Below are 17,527 nucleotides of genomic sequence, written 5' to 3' on the forward strand. Positions count from 1 at the left end.
CCTCCGAAAACCGGGGATTCCCCCGGTCAGAAACGGTAATAGAGGAAGGGGTTGTAGCTCTGCCCGACCAGCTGCGCGGTGCAGACGATGAGCAGGAGAAAGCAGAGCGCGGGCGAAAGCGCCAGCAGGACGGCGGATTTCCCCGGGTCGAGCCGCTCGGAGACCGCGCGCTTGAGCCATTTGACGGCCGGCATGCAGAAAAACGCCGCCAGCGCCACCCAGAAGATGTTGTTGAGCAGGGTGATCTGCACGTTGCTGTCCCAGCCGCGCGCGCCCGAAAGGCCGAACATGACCGAGAGGTATCCGCCGAGCTTGCCAAGGTCGGTGAAGTAGAAGATCACCCAGCCGGTCGTGGCGAGCAGCAGCAGGTAGAGGTGCCCGAACACCGCCGGCATCCGGTCGAGCAGGTCCCCGAGGAAGAGCCGCTCGAGCGCGATGAACGCGCCGTAGTAGAGCCCCCAGAGGATGAAGTTCCAGCTCGCGCCGTGCCAGAGCCCGGTCAGCAGCCACACGGCCAGCAGGTTGAGATACTGGTGCTTCCGGTTGCCGCCGAGCGGGATGTAGACGTAATCCCGGAAGAAGCTCGAGAGGGAGATGTGCCACCGCCGCCAGAACTCGGTGGCGGAGCGGGCGACATAGGGGTAGTTAAAGTTCTCCTTATAGTGGAAGCCGAACATCCGCCCCAGCCCGATGGCCATGTCGGAGTAGCCGGAGAAGTCGTAATAGATCTGCAAAGTGAACATCGCCGCGCCGAACCACGCCCCGCCGACCGAGAGGCCCGAGGCGGGGGCCAGCAGGAACTTGTCCGCGAGGGAGCCCGCGGTGTTGGCGACGAGCACCTTTTTCGCCAGCCCGAAGCAGACCCGCGTCAGCCCCTCCGAGAAGGAGACGGCGTCGGTCGTCCGCGTGGTGATCTCCCTTGCCACGTCGGCGTAGCGCACGACGGGGCCCGCCACCAGCTGGTGGTACATCGACAGGTAGAGCAGGTAATAGACGGGGTTGGGCTGCGCCCTGGCGTCCCCGCGGTAGACGTCGACGACGTAGGAGATCGTCTGGAAGGTGTAGAAGGAGATGCCGATGGGCAGCGCGAAAGCGGGCACCGGAAAGGCGGTGCCCAGCAGGGCGTTCAGGTTCTGGACGAGAAAGCCGCTGTACTTGAAGGTGCCGAGCAGCCCGAGGTTGAGCGCCAGCGAGGAGGCGAGCGCCGCCTTGGCCGCCCAGGTCCCCCGGTAGCGCTCGATCAGCCGTCCGTGCATGTAGTCGAACGCGGCGGAGGTCAGCAGCAGCAGGAACCACACCGGCTCGCCCCAGGCGTAGAACAGGAAGGAAAACGCCACCAGCACCAGGTTGCGGTAGACGAGCTTTTTCGAAAGAAAGTAAAAGAGGATATTGAGCGGCAGGAACAGGTAGATGAACAGCAGATTTGCAAAAACCATGCGGCGCTCCTTCAACGGGTGATGATAGGTATTATTATACACAGTTTTTCCCGTAAAATAAAGCAATTTGTTGAATAAGGACCTTGTATTTGAGGCTTTTTTACGATAGGATAGGAACTGTTGTAAATCACTGAAACGGAGGTCTTCCCCATGAACTCCCAAAAGGCGCAGCAGCGCGCGATCTTCCTGATGATGATCTGCGCCACCCTCTGGAGCGTCGCCGGCATCTTCATCAAGATGATCCCCTGGAACGGACTGGTCATAGCGGGATGGCGAAGCCTCATCTCCGCGGGCTGCGTCGTCATCTACCTGCGCGCCACGAAACAGCGGCTGCGCCTCAACCGCGCCTCCCTCGTGAGCGGCGTCTTTCTGGCGCTGACCTTCCTCGCCTTCGTCTCCGCCAACAAGCTCACCACCGCGGCGAACGCCATCGTGCTCCAGTTCACCGCGCCCGTCTTCATCCTGATTTTGTCGGCGATCTTCCTGCGCCAGAAATTTTCCCGCGCGGACGTGATCACCGTGTCGGTCACGATGTGCGGCATCGCGCTCTTCTTCCTCGACCAGCTCGCGCCCGGCAACCTGCTGGGCAACTTCGTCGCGATCTTCGCCGGCCTCTCGATGGCCTGCATGTATATCATCACCGGCAACACCGACGAGGAGAGCCGCATGAGCGGCATCCTGCTCGGCCATCTCTTCACGGCCGCAGTGGGCATCCCCTTCATGTTCGTCTTCGACACCCCCGTCACCGCGCCCGCCGTCCTGAGCATCCTCGCGCTCGGCGTCGTCCAGCTCGGCATCCCCTACGTCCTCTACGGCATCGCCGTCAAGGACTGCCCCGCGCTCATGTGCTCGCTGCTCGGCGCGATCGAACCGCTTCTGAACCCCGTGTGGGTCTTCCTCTTCACCGGCGAGCGTCCCGGCGTCTTCGCCCTCGCGGGCGGCGTGATCGTCATCGTCACGATCACCGCCTGGTGCGTCTGGCGCGACCGCTCGCTCGCCGCGCAGAAAACCGTATGACGGGGAGAGCTATGATGAAAACGTCCGCCCTGTTCGCCCTGCCGCTTTCGCTCGCCCTCGCGCTCTCCGCCTGCGGCGCGCCGGCGGCGGCGCCCGCCCCGGAAAACGCCGCGTCCCAAAGCGCCGCCACCGAAAGCGCGGCGGCTCCGGAGGCTTCTTCGGCGCCCGCCCCTGCGGGAACGGAAGTTCCTCCGCCGCCCGTGGCGCTGGACTCGCTCGAATGGAAGAGCGACCATGTCCTGCTCGCGCTCGAATCCGGGGAGTACGAAGCCGGGGAGGACAACCTGCCTGTGGGCTTTTCCCTCCCGGCGGAGGCGGAGGACTTCTTCCTCACCGGGTACGCCGAGGAGTTTGGGCCCGAGGTGCTCCCGCTCATGCGGTACGACATCGCGGCGGGCGACGTGAACGGCGACGGCGCGCGGGACTATATCGTCTCCGCCCTGCCGCAGGCCATGTACTTCGGAAATTCGCCCGCGCCCGCCTATTTCTTCCACTCCCAGCCGGGCGGAGGCTACCGCATGGCGTATTTTTCCCTCGCGCAGCCCGTTTACCGCTTCCTCGACACCGGCGAAAACGGCCTGCCCGACCTGCTCTTCTTTTCCTCCGGGCGGACGCTCTCCTATGACGGCGCGAGCGCCTACGAATTTTCCGACGGTTCCCCGGAATCCCGCAGCTACAATCTGCTCTCCTCCAAGCCGGAGGCCGACGGCAGCGCCCTGCGCGTCCCGGTCTGCCTCAATTACGGGCTCCCGGAAAACTGCTGCATCGCGGCCTATTTCAAATCGGAGGCCGGCCGGCTGGAGGAAGCCGCCGTCTGGCTCACGATGCCCGACGGGTCCCGCGCCTTTACCGGAAGCGAAGGCTTCAGCCTGTGGGACTGCGGCGCGGACCTCCGGCTCCGGGACGGCGCGGCGCTCGGGGAGGACGAACTCCTCTTTCCGGACGAGATCCAGTTTGTTCCACCCGAATAAGGCCGCGCCCTTTGACGGGTGGACGGAAACGTTGTATAATCTTGGTGATTGAACCTCACAATAAACAGGTAATTTAAGATAAGGGATGGTCAACATGTCGAACGAACAAACCGCGCCCATCGGCGCGCAGCCGGAGGACGCCGTTCTGGACGCCGCGCCGGAGGCCGCGGACGCCCCCGCCGGGGACGCATCCGCGCAGGAAACGCCCGCGGACCAACCCGCGCGGGAGGAGACCCCGGCGGGCTATGTGGTGAACCCGGAAAAGAACGAGGTCATCGAGGTGGACGGCGTCGGCTACCGGCGGCTGTGCATCAAAACGCACGTCATCACCGACCAGGACAACATCTGCGACGTGGTGGAAAAATACGTTTCCCCGCTCACGGAGCCGGGGGATATCGTCTTCATCACCGAGAAGGCGGTCGCCTGCACCCAGCGCCGCGCCATTCCGCTCGAGGACATCCATCCCCGTCCGCTCGCGCGCTTCCTCAGCCGGTTCGTGCTGCGCACCCCCTACGGCATCGGGCTCGCGATGCCCGAGACGATGGAGATGGCGCTCCAGGAGTGCGGCACCATCCGCATCCTCTTCGCCGCCGCCGTCTCCGCCGTGGGCAAGCTCTTCCACATCCGCGGATGGTTCTACAACATCGCGGGCTACAAGGCGCGCAGCATCGACGGGCCGTGCGACTTCACGCTGCCGCCCTACAACCACTACGTCGTGCTCGGCCCCGACCGTCCCGACGAGGTCGCGGCGGAGATCTCCCGGCGCATCGGCGGCACGCCGGTGGCCATCACCGACATCAACGACCTCGAAGGGCAGATTCTCGGCACCTCCGACAGGAAGATGGACCGCGATCTGCTCTGCAAAATTTTGAAGGACAACCCGCTCGGCCAGTGCAGTGAGCAGACCCCCATGGGGATCATCCGGCGGGCAGAATAAGGAGGAGCAATCATCATGAACAACGTGCATGTGGTCAACGCGGGCAAACGGATGAACAACGTCTTTGTGGTCAACGCGGGCAGTTCGTCCCTCAAGTACCAGCTCATCGACATGGAGAGCGAGCAGGTGCTCGTCTCGGGCAACTGCGAGCGCATCGGCATCGACGGCGGCAAGATCACCTACAAGTACTTTGGCACCAAGAAGGTCGTCGAGACCGACCTGCCCAACCACAAGGCCGCGCTCGACCGGGTCGTCGACCTGCTGCTTTCGGGCGAGACCAAGGTCATCGACAGCATCGACGACATCGTCGCCGTCGGCCACCGGCTGGCGTTCAGCCGGGTTTCCCCCTGTTCCAACGAGATCACCCCCGAGGTTTTGAAGGACATCGAGGCCACCACCGAGATGTTCCCCCTGCACCTGCCCGGCATGCTCACCGGCATCCGCGCCTGCCAGGACACCTTCTCCGGCAAGGTCCAGGTCGCCGTCTATGACAACTCCTTCCACCTGACCATGCCGCCTAAGGCGTATATGTACGCGATCCCCTACGACTATTACAAGGACTACGGCTTCCGCCGCTACGGCTACCACGGCACCAGCCACCGCTATGTCTCCCTGCGGCTCGCAAAGCTGCTCGGCAAGCCGGTGGAGGAGCTCAAGATCGTCTCCTGCCATCTCGGCAACGGCTCCTCCCTCTGCGCGGTCGACGGCGGCAAATCGGTCGACACCACGATGGGCTACACCGCGCTCGCCGGCCTCATGATGGGCACCCGAAGCGGCGACATCGACCCCTCGCTTCTGCTTCCGATGGCCCAGAAGGCGGGCCTCGACCTGGAGGGCATACATAACGTCATCAACAAGAAATCCGGCCTGCTGGGCGTCTCGGGCGTCTCGAGCGACCACCGCGACGTTGAGAACGCCTGCGCCGAGGGCGACGAGCGCGCACAGATCGCGATCGACATGCTCAACTACCAGATCCAGAAGTATATCGGCTCCTATGCCGCCGCGATGAACGGGCTCGACGCGGTCATCTTCACCGCCGGCATCGGCGAGCACTCCCCCGACCTGCGGCGCGAGGTCTGCCGCAACATGGATTTCCTCGGCATCCGGCTCGACGAGGAGAAAAACGCCGCCAACCACGGCGACGAGGAGGAGATCTCCACCCCCGACAGCCGCGTGAAGGTCTGGGTCATCCCCACCAACGAGGAACTCATGATCGCCCGCGACGCCTACGCGATCTACCAGTCCAAGCAGAAATAAGCCGATATCAAAAAGAGCGGTGGGGCCAAAGCCCCGCCGCTCTTTTTGATTTTGTCCGGAAGGCGCGGCCCGCGGGCCGCTTCAGTTGGGGCGCTCCCCCACCGAGTCCATCAGCCGTTCGACGGCCGCGCACAGCGCGGCGTGCTCCGGCTTTTGCAGCGCCGGGTCGTCCGCAAGCACGCGGTTCGCCGCCCGCTGCGCCTCGGCCACGACCTCCACGTCGGTCGCGAGGTCCGCGATGCGCAGCTGCGGCAGGCCGTGCTGCTGCTGTCCGAGGAAATTGCCCGGTCCCCGGGTGCGCAGGTCGTATTCCGCGATGGCAAACCCGTCGTTCGTCCTGCACATCGTCTTTAAGCGGTCGAGCGTCTCGGGGCTCGTGCTGTCGGAGAGCAGGATGCAGTAGGACTGCTCCTTCCCCCGCCCGACCCGGCCCCGCAGCTGGTGCAGCTGGCTCAGGCCGAACCGCTCGGCGTTCTCCACCATCATGATGACCGCGTTGGGCACGTCCACCCCCACCTCGACCACCGTGGTCGAGACGAGCAGCTGGACCGTCCCGTCCTGGAAGCCCGCCATCGTGCGCTCCTTGTCCGCGGCCTTCATCCTGCCGTGCAGGAGGCCGACCGTGTAGCCCTTGAAGGCCCCGCCCGAAAGCTCGAGCATGTAGTCGGTCGCGGCGCGCAGGCCGGCGTCCTCCTCCCCCGCCTCGACGCGCGGGCAGACGATGTACGCCTGTAATCCCCGGTCGAGGTGCTCCCGGATGAACCCGAAGGCCCGCTCCCGCTTGCCCGACGAGATCTTGTAGGTGAGCACCGGGCTGCGCCCGGGCGGCAGCTCGTCGATCACCGAGACGTCGAGTTCCCCGTAGATCATCAGCGCGAGGGTGCGCGGAATGGGGGTCGCGGACATGACGAGGGTGTGGGCGTGCCGGCCCTTCTGGCCGAGCGCGGCGCGCTGCGCCACCCCGAACCGGTGCTGCTCGTCGGTGATGACGAGCGCGAGGTTTTGAAAGGACACCCCCTGCGAGAGCAGCGCGTGGGTGCCGATACAGAGGTCGAATTCCCCCGCCGCGAGCGCCTCGTGCATCGCGCGCTTTTTGGCGGGCGTCATCGAGCCGACGAGCAGGCCCACCTTCATCCCCAGCCGCCCGCAGAGGGAGGAAAGGCCCTCATAGTGCTGCCGCGCGAGCAGCTCGGTGGGAGCCATCATCGCCGATTGTGCGCCTGACAGAAACGCGAAATACGCCCCCGCCGCCGCGACCATCGTCTTGCCCGAGCCGACGTCCCCCTGCACGAGCCGGTTGGCCGGGGCGGACCTGCGCATGTCGGCGGTCAATTCCTCGATCGCGCGGCGCTGCGCGCCCGTCAGCGTAAAGGGCAGCGCGTCGTAGAAGGGCTGCAGCGAATGGGGTTCCATCGGCTGCGCGGCGGCCGCGCGGGTGCGGGTGCGCAGCAGGCCGACCCCGGCGGCCAGCGTGAAGAGCTCCTCAAAGATGAGCCTCCGCTTGGCTGTTTCGAGCTCGTCGGAATTTTGCGGGCGGTGGATGGCGCGCACCGCCCCGGAGATTCCCTCCAGGCGGTATTCGGCCCTGATGTCCGCCGGGATCCGTTCGGGCAGGATGGGCGAGAGCTTCAGCGCCTGCTCCACCAGCCCCGAAAAAGTCCGGGCGGAGACGCCCGCCGTCAGCGGGTAGACCGCGAAGAAGGGCCGGTCGGCACGCGGCGGGAAAATCTGGGGCGCGCGCATCTCCCGGCGCAGGAGGTTGCCCTCCACCCGCCCGTAGAAGAGGTAGGCCGCGTCGTAGTCGAGCGATTCCACCGCATACTTCGTGTTGAAGAAGGTCAGTTCCATTTCGCCGCTGTCGTCCGCGACGGTCGCCTTGTACATCTTGAGCCCGCCGCGCGTGCGGATCTCCCCCGACTTTTTGATCACCGTGGCGAGCACCGCGCACGGCCGGTCGAGCGGCGCGTCCAGGATGCCGCAGGGCGCCGAAAGGTCGATATAGCCGCGCGGATAGTGCAGCAGCAGATCCTCCAGCGTCGCGATCCCCATCTTCGCGAGCGTGCGCGCGCGGGTCTCCCCCACCCCCCGGAGCATCCGGATATCCATCTGTCCCGCGTTCACGCGCGCACCCCCTTTCAGCCATTGGTCCCATTTTACCAAATCGGCCCCGGTTTGTCACGGGGCTTTTCCTGTCGAATCCCTTTCCCTGTAAAAATTTCGTCCCGAATAGTTGACAAGCTGTCCCTGTTTTGCTATAATAATCAAGCGTCGTACAGACACAGTGCCTGCGACCGCAGCATCGACCCATTAGCTCAGTTGGCAGAGCACTTGACTTTTAATCAAGGTGTCCGGAGTTCGAATCTCCGATGGGTCACCATGACCGTGGGGGCGTAGCTCACCTGGGAGAGCGCTTGAATGGCATTCAAGAGGTAGAGGGTTCGATCCCCTTCGTCTCCACCACGTAAAATCCCTGCAAGCCGTTAACCGGTTTGCAGGGATTTTGTTATGTCTGAAATTGTCGCGGATTTTTTATCCTATTACACCCGCTATTACACCTCTTATTGAGGTTGAAAGCTAAAGACTCCGGGGCCTCTGTGGGCTTGTCCTGCGCCATGTACGTCACCCCCACGGCCTTGCACAATCCCCGCGCGATCGCCTCGGCATACTGGTCAAAGTACCGGTCAAAGCGGCCGTTGTCGTCTGCGTTCGTGATGAATCCCAGCTCCAGTAGCGCCGAGGCCATTGTCGTGTAGACGTTCACCCCGAAGTTCTCATAGTTCTGCGGGGTGCCCTTCTGCACGCCCCGGTCCTGCGTCGGCGTAACGGCGAGCAGCTCGTCGAGGATGTCCTGTGCCTTGCGCACCGTGGGATCGTTCGCCCTGCTGTGCACCCACAGACTGATGCCGTGAGCGGCAGGGCCCGCCGCGTCCCGGTGGAAGGAGAGGTAATAGGCGCATCCCGCCGTGTTGGCCATCTGGCACCGTTCCGAGATCGAGGGGACGGCCTTGTCGTCCGTCCGGGTCATGACCACCCCGACGCCCTGCGCTTCGAGCAGGGGTTTCACGGCCAATGCGAGCCGCAGCACGTCGTCCTTTTCGTACCGCCTACTCATTACTGCGCCGGAATCTCTCCCGCCGTGGCCGGGGTCCAGGCAAATCTTTACCATCCGCCTACCTCCCCGTATTCGGGATGTCCTTGTGCGGCATTTCGTAGGTCATGGCCCTCACGCTGTCGTTCACGCCTGCGGTGGTCGGGTCGGTCAGGGCATTGAACACGCTGACAAGCACGGACACCACCACGACGGGGTTCTGCACCGCGCGCAGGAGCACGCCGCCGATCGACGCCCATGTCGTCATGTCCTCCCACGCGAGGCCGAAGTATGCGAGGATGGGCAGGACGACGGCACACGCCATCTGCGCCCACCAGAGCGGGTTCTTGATTCGGACTGTCCAGTTGATTTTCATATGTAGCAGCTCCTTTCACCTGTGCCGCCGAAGGGCGGCATTTTTGCGTTATTCCGCGACCTCGTGTAGAAGTCCGTGACATGCTCTAGATTCTGCGCCGCGTCCTCCCGCGTGGTCGTGACCGGCTGCACCAGCAGGCAGGGTCGCAGGAAGTCGGCGGGAACAAGGTCGGTATAGATTCTCTTGAGCTCGGGCAGGACTTTGGCCGCCAGAGCCTGGATCGCGTCCATGACTGCAAGCTGCGTCGTCATTCCTCACCCTTCAGTTTTTTTGCGAACTTTTCCACGAACTGTTCCGCCAGCCGAACCGCTTCCGCATCGAAGGAACTACGCGGATTGGTCCCTTTGTTCTCCATTTCCTTTCCGGCAAGTTCCATAAGCTCCCCACGCAGCTTCCGGCGCATCTCCGGAAGGTCCTCGAGCAGCCCGGTCAACGTCCGGTCCCATGCCGCCGCTCCCGATACTTCAAGTCCCCGCATCGCATCCCGCCTTTCCGCATTGATCGAAGGACTCTCCAAAAGTCCTTTCCACCCGTACCACATAAATGGAGCAAATGTGCAAAAAAATGCAACTTTCCCGAACATAAAAAAATTTTTCAGCAGCCTTTGGCCAGAACTGTCATCAGCTGTCCGCCGCTTTACAAATCGGGCCGGAAGTCATATAATAACAATAAATGATTGTTTTACGGAAAATTTGAGGCGGTGAGACCTGTGCAAACAAAACATCGACGAGGCTTTACCCTGATCGAGATGGTGGTCGTCATCGCCATCATCGGCGTGCTCCTGGCCCTCACCGCCCCCTTGTTCTCCTCCTTTTTGGAGTCCGCCCGGAAAACCGCCTGCATGGCAAACCTCACCACAGCCACCCGAACGCTCGAATTTTATGAGGTCGTCGAGAATCGGACGCTCACTCCGGATGTGATCGACACGATCATGAAGGATTCCATGGGCGCCGACCCCACTTCTTCCGGTTATCGTGGAATCTGCCCCTCAGGAGGCGTTTACAACGTTACCGTCGGCGCCAGCGGCGATATCAAGGTCCGCTGCTCCAAGCACGGGATGACGGCGGTGGAGACGATCAACTCCGATAACAAGAATATCCTCGACCTGCTCCAGCTGGCCATAGAGAGCTACTTCGAAAAACGTCCGGGAAACACGCTCAATTCCACCGGGCCGAATTTCGGCGATGATATCAAGGAGCGTCTCGCCGCATCCCTGAAGATCTCCACGGATTTCGATTTTCGGATCTATAAGGTCAACAACAACGAATACAAGGTTTACATCTCCGACCCGCTGAAGGATGTGAATGTGTCGGATCAGGTGACGGTCACGGGCTACCAGATCAAAAACGGCTGGGTCGCCGGGACCGGAACGAGCCAACTGATCTCGGTGGGAACGGAATCGGTCGACGGGGTCCCCATCAAGATCATTTCCGCCGCCGAATACCAATGGGACTGAACCGCGAAAAGGCCCCGCCCTGATGGGCGGGGCCTTTTCTATTTTTGCGGCGGACCTCATTGTCCCCCTTATCCCATCCCGCGCCCGCGGGATGGGATTTTTTCACGCATGTTCATTATGAACAAAATAATACAAGAATTTTAATAGCAATCTATAATTGACATCTTATTGTATTAAATGATATTATAACAATATCGAAAAATTGAATCTAATCTCGCAAAAATAAGGAAAAGGAGTCTCTGTTATGAAAAAGGTACTCGCGATTGTATTAACTTTGTCTTTGTGTTTTGCCTCGTTGGCAGGATGCGGTTCCAGCCCGTCCGACACCCCCTCCGCGCCCGCCGCGGACCCGTCCGCGCCGCAGGCCGGCGACGCGGCGGAACCCGTCAAGCTGATCATGGCCATCGAAGTCTCCTCCAACACCGCCTGCGCCCAGGCCAGCAAATCCTTTGCCGAAATGGTCAAGGAAAAATCCGGCGGCTCCATTGAGGTCGACGTCTTTACCGACGGAACCCTCGGCAATGAAAACGAGCTGTGGGAGGCCGTGCAGACCGGCAGCGTCGACATCGTCTGGTCGGGCGACGGCGCAGTGAGCGCCAACGTGCCCGAGTGGGGCTTCGTGGCGCTTCCCTACGTCTTCTCAAGCCCCGAGGCCCGCGACCAGTTCGTCCACGGCGGCGACATCGCGCAGCTCAACCAGATCCTTGAGGAGAAGGGCAACATCGTGGTGCTCGGCAACGGTTCGGGCGCGACACGCAACCTCATCGCGGACAAGGAGATCAAGACACTGGGCGACGCGGCCGGCATCACCATGCGCGTGCAGCAGTCGGACATCGTCGTCGCCACCTGGAAGGCGCTCGGCCTGCTGCCCACCGTGATCGCCTATTCCGAGACCTATTCCGCCCTGCAGACCGGCGTCGCCGAAGCGGCGGAGAACGAAATGTCCACCCTCATCACCCAGAAGTGGTACGAGTGCTGCCCCTACATCATCGAGACCGAGCACCAGATCAACTGCCATCCGCTCTACATCGGCGCGGACCAGTGGGCCAAGCTCACCGGGGAGCAGCAGGCGATCCTGAAGGAGTGCGGACAGGCGGCAGCGGATGAATTCGTCACCAGCGAGCGCGCCAACTCCGCCAGCGACCTCGAAGAGATGCTCGGCGACGGCGCCCAGGTCTGCGAGCTGACGGACAAGCAGGCGTGGATCGACGCGACGGAATCGGTCCGCAAGGAGTTCTGCGAGCAGTACGGCCTGACGGAGCTGCTCGAAAAGGTCCAGCAGTACTGACCGCCTGAAACTGGAATCTCTTGGGCAGGGCTCCGGACGGACGTCCCGGGCCCTGCCCGAATTCTTCCCACTGCAAAGGAGGGGTTACCTTGCATAAAGTTTCACACAAGCTGCAAAGCTGCGCGGAGGTTACCGCGGCGGTCTTCCTGATTGGGATCATCTTCTGCGTGCTCGTGCAGGTCGTCTGCCGCGATATCCTCAAGGTCACCAGCACCTGGACCCAGGAGATCGCCGTCTACTGTTTCATGTGGCTCACCATGGTGGGCGCGCCCCTGATGGTGCGCCGCGGCGAGCATTTCGTGATCCCGCTCTTCATAGACAAGGTCAAATACAAGAGGGTTTTCCTCTGCATGATCGACCTGATGGTGCTGGCGGTCGGGGCGGTCTTCCTGCTATACGGCGTACGCTTCGTGCAGTCCGGTCTGGGGAAGACCTCCGTGGCCGCCCATCTGCCCTTTATCTTCGTCTACATCGCGTACCCCATCGGCGGGGCGCTGACCGTCTTTTTTGCCTTTGAAATGCTGCTTGAACACCTGGGCGTCATTCCTCCCGCTGAGGTCGCCCGCGACACGGAAGGAGGTCTGGACTAATGGAACCCATGGCTCTGCTGCTCCTGCTGCTCATGCTGGGACTGATCTTCCTGTCGGTCCCCGTGCCCTACGCGATCGGATTTTCCTCGATCGTCGTGCTGCTCAACACCTTCCGCCAAACCCCGCTCGTTCTGGTCCAGCGGACCTTTTCGGGGCTCAGCGGGTTTACAACGCTGGCGATCCCGCTGTTCATCCTGACCGCTGAGATCATGAACATCTCAGGCATCACGGACAAGCTTGTCCAATGCTGTTATGCGATCGTCGGGCGGATCCGGGGCGGCATCGCCCACGTGAATGTGCTCGTCAGCATGATCTTCGCCGGGATCTCCGGCTCCTCCTCCGCCGATACGGCGGGCATCGGCGGCATCCTCATCCCCGCCATGATCAAGAAGGGCTACGCCCCCGACTTTACGATCGCCGTCACAGCCGCCTCCTCCACGCTGGGCGAGATCATCCCGCCGAGCATCATCGCGGTCATCTACGCCGCCACCGTCGGCATCTCGGTGGGCGCGCTCTTTCTGGCGGGGCTCTCCGCCGGCGTGATCATCGGGCTCGTGATGATGCTCATCTCCTACGTCTACGCGCTCAAATACGGCTATCCGCGCGAGGCGAAGATGGGGATCAAAAAGGCCCTGCACACCATCTGGGTGGCGCTGCCCCCGCTGGGCACCCCCATCATCCTGATCGGCGGCATCACCGCCGGGTTCTTCACCCCCACCGAGGCGGCGGTCGTCGCCTGCGTCTATTCGCTGATCCTCGCGGCCTGCTACCGCTCCCTCACGCTGAAGGCGCTGTGGGGCGCCGTGAAGAAGACCGCCGCCCTCACCTCCGCGACAACCATGTGCATCGGCATCGCGATGGTGTTCAGCTATATGATGTCGGTCTACCATGTGCCCGACGCGGTCAAGGGGATGGTGCTTTCCGTCGCGGACAGCGAGCTGCCCTTCCTGCTCATCACCTTTGTCATCTTCATGATCGTCGGCTGCTTCATGGACGCGACCCCCGCCATCATCATGCTCGCCCCCATCCTCGCGCCGATCGGCATGGCGCTGGGCGTCAACATGATCCACATGGGCGTCGTCGTCGTGGTCACCCTCTCGCTGGGGCTCATCACGCCGCCCTTCGGCCTTTGCCTGCTGCTGGCCTGCAAGATCGGCCACACCCCGCTCCAAAAGGTCATGAAGCCCACGCTCGTCTTTACCGCGGCGGTGGTCGCGATCATCCTGCTGATCATCTTCGTGCCGCAGATCGTGCTGTGGATTCCGCAGACCTTTGCGCCCAACATGATGTAGCGAGCGCCAAAACGATACAAAGAAGGGATAAACCTATGAACGCACCTCTCGAAGGGATCCGGGTCCTCGACCTCTCCCGCTTCATCTCCGGGCCCTACTGCGGCATGGTGCTGGGCGACCTCGGCGCCGACGTCGTGAAGGCGGAAAAGGCGGGCAGCGGAGACGACACCCGTGTGCTGCCCCCCTTTGTGAAGGGGGAGAGCCTCTACACCTTCGCCGTCAACCGGAACAAGCGCGGCATCGAGCTCGACTTCCGCAGCGACGAGGGCCGGGAAAAACTCTTCCGGCTGGCCTGTACGGCCGACGTGCTGATCGAGAACTTCAAGGCGGGCACCATCGAAAAGATGGGGCTCGACTACGAGGAACTGAAAAAACACAACCCCGGCCTCATCATGGTGAGCATCACCGGCTTCGGAGCGGACGGGCCCTACCGGGACAAGCCCGGCTTCGACGCGGCGGTGCAGGCGATGAGCGGGCTGATGTCGATCACCGGCGAGCCGGACGGCATGCCGATGATGTACGGCACCTACGCGGTCGACTACGCGACCGCTCTCTACGCGGCGGTCGCGGCGCTCTCCGCGCTGCATGTGCGCCATTCGACCGGCCGAGGCCAGCATATCAGGCTCTCTCTGCTCGAATGCGCCGCCTCCCTGCTGCTGACCGGCATACCCGACTACTGCGCCACCGGCCATGTCACCGGCCGCGTCGGCAACCGGGACCGCTACACCGCGCCGGGCAACTGTTTTAAGACGAAGGACGGCGAAGTGCTGATGATCATCGCCGGCAACCAGTCCCACTTTTTACGGCTCGTGAAGGCCATGGAAATGGAATGGCTGCTGGAGGACGAACGGTTCGCCAAGCAGGAGGTCCGCTTCGAGCACGCAGCCGAGATCGAGGAGATCGTCGCCGGGTGGGTGGCCTCACACGAGCTGGACGAGCTGCGGAAGATCCTCGACGCGGCAGGCATCGTCTCCGCCAAGGTGGAGAACCTCCGGGACGTGGCGGAAAATCCCCAGCTCCGCCACCGGGGTAAGCTCGTGAAGCTTTGCCACCCGGTCATGGGGGAGATGACGATGATGGGCGCGCCCTTCGATTTTTCGGAGAGCGAGCTCGACCTGAGTCGTCCCGCGCCCACGCTGGGCCAGCACACCGAAGAGGTCCTGCGGGACTGGCTGGGCGGAGAACCCGACAGGAAGGAGTGAACATTTTGGCGGAACGCACTGTAAAACTTTGCGGCCTGCCGGACGCCGTGAAGCAGATTCACGACGGCGACCGGGTCGCGTTCGGCGGCTTTGCCGTTTACAACAAGGCCATGGCACTGACCCACGAGATCATCCGGGCGGGGCTGCGGCACCTCACCATCGTCGGCGTGGCCAACTCGATCGAGGTGGACATGTTGGTCGGCGCGGGCTGCGTCGACGCGGTGGAGACCAGCTACATGGGGCTTGAAAAGTTCGGCCTCGCGAAGAATTTCCGCCGCGCCGCGCAGGCGGGCGTCCTCAAAATCACCCACTATCCCGAGCTCATCAGCTGGGACCGCTTCCGCGCCAGTCAGGAGGGCCTCTCCTTCTGGCCCACCTACCTGCTGGGCGGCAGCGACATCGTGAAGTACAACGATAAAATCATCCCCTTCCCCGACCCGATCACCGGGCGGCAGATGTGGGCAGTGCCCGCGGCGGACCCCGACGTGGCGCTCATCCACATGTGGAAGGGGGACAAATGGGGCAATCTCCAGACCCAGCCCCGCCGCATGAACCCGCAGTCGGTGGACATCACCGTTTCGCGGGCTTGCAAGCGGGTGATCGCCACGGTGGAGCACCTCGTGGACACCGAGGAGATCATGCGCAGCCCACAGAGCACCACCGTGCCCTCCTTCCGCACTCTGTCGGTCACCCACGTGCCCCACGGGAGCCACCCAACGATGGACCTCGACGTGGTCGCGACCGACGAACTGCATCTGCAGCTCTACGCGGACGCCTGCCAGACCGAGGAGGGCTTCCGGGAATATCTCGACAAATACGTCTACGGCGTCAGCAGCTTCGCACAGTATCTAGAGCTCGTGGGGACCGAGCAGGTGAAGGCGCTGGAAAGGAGTGGGTATCGATGAGCGGACGCTATACGTTGGAAGAGCTTTTGGCGGTCGACCTGGCCCACACAATCGAGGACGGCGAGGTCGGCTTCACCGGCCTTGCCACCGGCAAGGCCGCCACCACCTACATCACCTGCATCCCGATGGCCGCCATGGAGCTGGCCCAGCGCACCCACGCCCCCAACCTGACCATCCTGTTGTCGGGGGTCTACTTCAACCCCGATGTCGCGAAGCTGCACACCCTGCCCGAATCGGAGTACGAGCAGGTGCTCGTCGATCTGCCCAGCGAGGCGCAGATGCCCGGCTGGCCGGAACAGTGGCACCACCGGGCGGGGGATATCAGCTTTGGCTTTGGCAGCGGCGTGCAGGTGGACCGGGAGGGCAACCTCAACAGCACCTGCATCGGCAATGTGCGCCATCCCAAGGTGGAGCTGGTGGGGCCGATCTTCCTGCCCGAGCACTTCTCCTGCTTCGGCCGGGAATACATCATGATGCCGAACCACGAGCGCCGCAGCTTCGTCGAGAAGGTGGACTACATCTCCGGCGTGGGCTGGCCGGGCGGGGCTGAGGGCCGCAGGAAGCTCGGCTTCACCGGCGGGGGGCCGAAATACATCTACACGCCGAAATGCATCTTCTCCTTCGACGAGGAGGGGATCATCCACCTCAAATCGATCCATCCGGGCGTCTCCAAACAGGACGTCATCGACAGCACCGGCTTTTCCATCCCCAACATCGCGGACGACATCCCCACGACGCCCGAACCGACCGACGAGGAGCTGCTCATCCTGCGCGAGCAGGCGGACCCCAACGGCATCTTCCTCGGGAAGTCCTGACCCTCCCGCGCCAGGCCGCCGGAAGTTTCCTTCCCGCCCCAGTTTTGTATGGGAAATCCCCGAAAATATGGTATAATTGAAATATGATATCCCCACGGACAATACAATACGATCTTCCCCTTTTGTATTACCGGGGACAGGCGAATCCGCAAGAGACAGGAGCGATGAGGATGGAAGCGCAGGCAACCAAGCGTCCGTTGTATTTCACGATCAAAGAAGACATCAAGAACAAGGTGCATACCGGCGTCTATCACCCGGGGGACGTGCTCCCGACCGAAAACAGCCTCTGCGAGGAGTATGGGGCGAGCCGCGTCACGATCCGCCGCTCGATCAAGGAGCTGATCGACGAGGGCGTGCTCGAGCGCGGCCACGGTAAGACCGCGCGCGTCGTGTGCGAATCGGTGCCCCGCAGCCTCAACCGGCTGGGCGGGCTCAAGGAGCAGCTTTCGGCGTCGGGCATCAAATGCTCCTCCTTTATCCTCGACAGCGAAATTGTGCGGGCCGAGGGGAAGGTGGGCGAAGCGATGAAGCTCCCCCCCGAGGAGAGCCTTTACAAGATCGAACGGCTCCGTTACGCGAACGGCAAGCCCCTCTGCTACCAGCTGCTCTACCTGCCGGTGCGGCTCTGCCCCGACCTGGACGTGCAGAAGCTGGTGAACACCTCCCTCTACGAGATCATTGAAAAGGAATACGGCCTCAAGATCCTGGACGCGGTGCAGGAGATCCAGGCCCGCATGGCGGACTACCGTGTCGCCGCGCTGCTCGAACTGGCGGAGCTCTCCTGCATGCTGCAAGTCAGCCGCACCACCTTCCTCGACAGCGGCGCGTGCATCGAGTATTCGGATAGCCTCTATGTGGCCAACCGCTACAAACTGTCCATGACCTTGCGCCGTTAGG

General features: G+C 62.7%; 18 protein-coding genes and 2 tRNA genes. 14 read left to right on the plus strand and 6 right to left on the minus strand.

What is annotated here, in order from left to right; all coding sequences use genetic code 11:
- Positions 1–26: 26 nt before the first annotated feature.
- Positions 27–1,436: an MBOAT family protein gene (locus tag RCI06_RS03245; RefSeq protein ID WP_306574205.1), complete on the minus strand. Its 1,410-nt coding sequence runs from the start codon at positions 1,434–1,436 to the stop codon at positions 27–29.
- A gap of 150 nt (positions 1,437–1,586) precedes the next feature.
- Between RCI06_RS03245 and RCI06_RS03250 the strand changes: the two genes are divergently transcribed.
- The 4 genes from RCI06_RS03250 to RCI06_RS03265 all read left to right on the plus strand — a co-directional run bounded on the left by RCI06_RS03250 (position 1,587) and on the right by RCI06_RS03265 (position 5,618).
- Positions 1,587–2,453 carry a DMT family transporter gene (locus RCI06_RS03250; protein ID WP_276872401.1) on the plus strand — a complete coding sequence of 289 codons (867 nt, stop codon included), beginning with the start codon at positions 1,587–1,589 and terminating at the stop codon, positions 2,451–2,453.
- A gap of 14 nt (positions 2,454–2,467) precedes the next feature.
- Complete coding sequence (locus RCI06_RS03255) at positions 2,468–3,424, plus strand: hypothetical protein (RefSeq protein WP_306574208.1); 957 nt, start codon at positions 2,468–2,470, stop codon at positions 3,422–3,424.
- Positions 3,425–3,518: 94 nt separating this feature from the next.
- Positions 3,519–4,361, plus strand: coding sequence for a coenzyme F420-0:L-glutamate ligase (locus tag RCI06_RS03260; protein WP_306574211.1), 843 nt, complete (start codon positions 3,519–3,521; stop codon positions 4,359–4,361).
- A gap of 15 nt (positions 4,362–4,376) precedes the next feature.
- On the plus strand, positions 4,377–5,618 hold the full coding sequence (locus tag RCI06_RS03265; protein ID WP_306574213.1) for an acetate/propionate family kinase: 1,242 nt from the start codon (positions 4,377–4,379) through the stop codon (positions 5,616–5,618).
- An 81-nt stretch (positions 5,619–5,699) separates the two neighbouring features.
- Here RCI06_RS03265 and recG read toward each other — a convergent pair whose 3' ends face one another.
- Positions 5,700–7,739 carry an ATP-dependent DNA helicase RecG gene (gene recG / locus RCI06_RS03270; protein ID WP_306574217.1) on the minus strand — a complete coding sequence of 680 codons (2,040 nt, stop codon included), beginning with the start codon at positions 7,737–7,739 and terminating at the stop codon, positions 5,700–5,702.
- Positions 7,740–7,919: 180 nt separating this feature from the next.
- Between recG and RCI06_RS03275 the strand changes: the two genes are divergently transcribed.
- Positions 7,920–7,995 (plus strand) — tRNA-Lys (locus RCI06_RS03275).
- 7 nt (positions 7,996–8,002) lie between these two features.
- Positions 8,003–8,078: transfer RNA gene (locus tag RCI06_RS03280), tRNA-Ala, on the plus strand.
- 43 nt (positions 8,079–8,121) lie between these two features.
- On the opposite strand, the gene RCI06_RS03285 is transcribed toward RCI06_RS03280, so the two are convergent.
- Genes RCI06_RS03285 through RCI06_RS03300 form a run of 4 tightly spaced genes read right to left on the minus strand, consistent with a single transcriptional unit; the run spans position 8,122 to position 9,665 of the window.
- Entirely contained in the window at positions 8,122–8,784 is a 663-nt protein-coding gene (locus RCI06_RS03285; protein WP_306574220.1) for an N-acetylmuramoyl-L-alanine amidase, read from the minus strand.
- A 4-nt stretch (positions 8,785–8,788) separates the two neighbouring features.
- Complete coding sequence (locus tag RCI06_RS03290) at positions 8,789–9,082, minus strand: phage holin (protein ID WP_306574222.1); 294 nt, start codon at positions 9,080–9,082, stop codon at positions 8,789–8,791.
- The gene (locus RCI06_RS03295; RefSeq protein ID WP_306574225.1) at positions 9,079–9,333 is read right to left on the minus strand and encodes a hypothetical protein; all 255 of its coding nucleotides are present in this window, start codon (positions 9,331–9,333) and stop codon (positions 9,079–9,081) included. Before RCI06_RS03295 ends, RCI06_RS03290 begins: the two co-directional genes overlap by 4 nt.
- Positions 9,330–9,665 carry a hypothetical protein gene (locus tag RCI06_RS03300; RefSeq protein ID WP_306574228.1) on the minus strand — a complete coding sequence of 112 codons (336 nt, stop codon included), beginning with the start codon at positions 9,663–9,665 and terminating at the stop codon, positions 9,330–9,332. The genes RCI06_RS03295 and RCI06_RS03300 overlap by 4 nt, the downstream gene beginning before the upstream one ends.
- Positions 9,666–9,791: 126 nt before the next feature.
- On the opposite strand from RCI06_RS03300, the gene RCI06_RS03305 reads away from it, so the two are divergent.
- The 8 genes from RCI06_RS03305 to RCI06_RS03340 all read left to right on the plus strand — a co-directional run bounded on the left by RCI06_RS03305 (position 9,792) and on the right by RCI06_RS03340 (position 17,526).
- Entirely contained in the window at positions 9,792–10,538 is a 747-nt protein-coding gene (locus RCI06_RS03305; protein WP_276870708.1) for a type II secretion system protein, read from the plus strand.
- A 244-nt stretch (positions 10,539–10,782) separates the two neighbouring features.
- A complete protein-coding gene (locus RCI06_RS03310) occupies positions 10,783–11,826 on the plus strand; it encodes a TRAP transporter substrate-binding protein (protein ID WP_276870710.1) in 1,044 nt (347 codons plus the stop codon).
- Between the two features lie 89 nt (positions 11,827–11,915).
- Positions 11,916–12,416, plus strand: coding sequence for a TRAP transporter small permease (locus RCI06_RS03315; protein WP_172439260.1), 501 nt, complete (start codon positions 11,916–11,918; stop codon positions 12,414–12,416).
- Positions 12,416–13,708: a TRAP transporter large permease gene (locus RCI06_RS03320; protein WP_207654191.1), complete on the plus strand. Its 1,293-nt coding sequence runs from the start codon at positions 12,416–12,418 to the stop codon at positions 13,706–13,708. Before RCI06_RS03315 ends, RCI06_RS03320 begins: the two co-directional genes overlap by 1 nt.
- Before the next feature lie 35 nt (positions 13,709–13,743).
- A complete protein-coding gene (locus RCI06_RS03325; RefSeq protein WP_306574232.1) occupies positions 13,744–14,910 on the plus strand; it encodes a CaiB/BaiF CoA-transferase family protein in 1,167 nt (388 codons plus the stop codon).
- Between the two features lie 5 nt (positions 14,911–14,915).
- Complete coding sequence (locus RCI06_RS03330; protein ID WP_172439261.1) at positions 14,916–15,815, plus strand: CoA transferase subunit A; 900 nt, start codon at positions 14,916–14,918, stop codon at positions 15,813–15,815.
- Entirely contained in the window at positions 15,812–16,630 is an 819-nt protein-coding gene (locus tag RCI06_RS03335) for a hypothetical protein (protein ID WP_306574236.1), read from the plus strand. Before RCI06_RS03330 ends, RCI06_RS03335 begins: the two co-directional genes overlap by 4 nt.
- 170 nt (positions 16,631–16,800) lie before the next feature.
- On the plus strand, positions 16,801–17,526 hold the full coding sequence (locus tag RCI06_RS03340; RefSeq protein WP_172439262.1) for a GntR family transcriptional regulator: 726 nt from the start codon (positions 16,801–16,803) through the stop codon (positions 17,524–17,526).
- The last annotated feature ends 1 nt before the right edge of the window (position 17,527 follow it).

It is taken from the genome of Anaerotruncus massiliensis (ex Togo et al. 2026), assembly GCF_030825285.1.
GTDB lineage: Bacteria > Bacillota > Clostridia > Oscillospirales > Ruminococcaceae > Anaerotruncus > Anaerotruncus massiliensis.

Bases quoted from the DNA above. Each gene is read 5' to 3' on its own strand.
- RCI06_RS03310 (WP_276870710.1), top strand. From the start codon at position 10,783: ATGAAAAAGGTACTCGCGATTGTATTAACTTTGTCTTTGTGTTTTGCC.
- RCI06_RS03265 (WP_306574213.1), top strand. From the start codon at position 4,377: ATGAACAACGTGCATGTGGTCAACGCGGGCAAACGGATGAACAACGTC.
- RCI06_RS03320 (WP_207654191.1), top strand. From the start codon at position 12,416: ATGGAACCCATGGCTCTGCTGCTCCTGCTGCTCATGCTGGGACTGATC.
- RCI06_RS03290 (WP_306574222.1), bottom strand. From the start codon at position 9,082: ATGAAAATCAACTGGACAGTCCGAATCAAGAACCCGCTCTGGTGGGCG.
- RCI06_RS03295 (WP_306574225.1), bottom strand. From the start codon at position 9,333: ATGACGACGCAGCTTGCAGTCATGGACGCGATCCAGGCTCTGGCGGCC.
- RCI06_RS03285 (WP_306574220.1), bottom strand. From the start codon at position 8,784: ATGGTAAAGATTTGCCTGGACCCCGGCCACGGCGGGAGAGATTCCGGC.
- RCI06_RS03340 (WP_172439262.1), top strand. From the start codon at position 16,801: ATGGAAGCGCAGGCAACCAAGCGTCCGTTGTATTTCACGATCAAAGAA.
- RCI06_RS03260 (WP_306574211.1), top strand. From the start codon at position 3,519: ATGTCGAACGAACAAACCGCGCCCATCGGCGCGCAGCCGGAGGACGCC.
- RCI06_RS03255 (WP_306574208.1), top strand. From the start codon at position 2,468: ATGAAAACGTCCGCCCTGTTCGCCCTGCCGCTTTCGCTCGCCCTCGCG.
- RCI06_RS03250 (WP_276872401.1), top strand. From the start codon at position 1,587: ATGAACTCCCAAAAGGCGCAGCAGCGCGCGATCTTCCTGATGATGATC.
- RCI06_RS03300 (WP_306574228.1), bottom strand. From the start codon at position 9,665: ATGTTCGGGAAAGTTGCATTTTTTTGCACATTTGCTCCATTTATGTGG.
- RCI06_RS03245 (WP_306574205.1), bottom strand. From the start codon at position 1,436: ATGGTTTTTGCAAATCTGCTGTTCATCTACCTGTTCCTGCCGCTCAAT.
- RCI06_RS03325 (WP_306574232.1), top strand. From the start codon at position 13,744: ATGAACGCACCTCTCGAAGGGATCCGGGTCCTCGACCTCTCCCGCTTC.
- RCI06_RS03335 (WP_306574236.1), top strand. From the start codon at position 15,812: ATGAGCGGACGCTATACGTTGGAAGAGCTTTTGGCGGTCGACCTGGCC.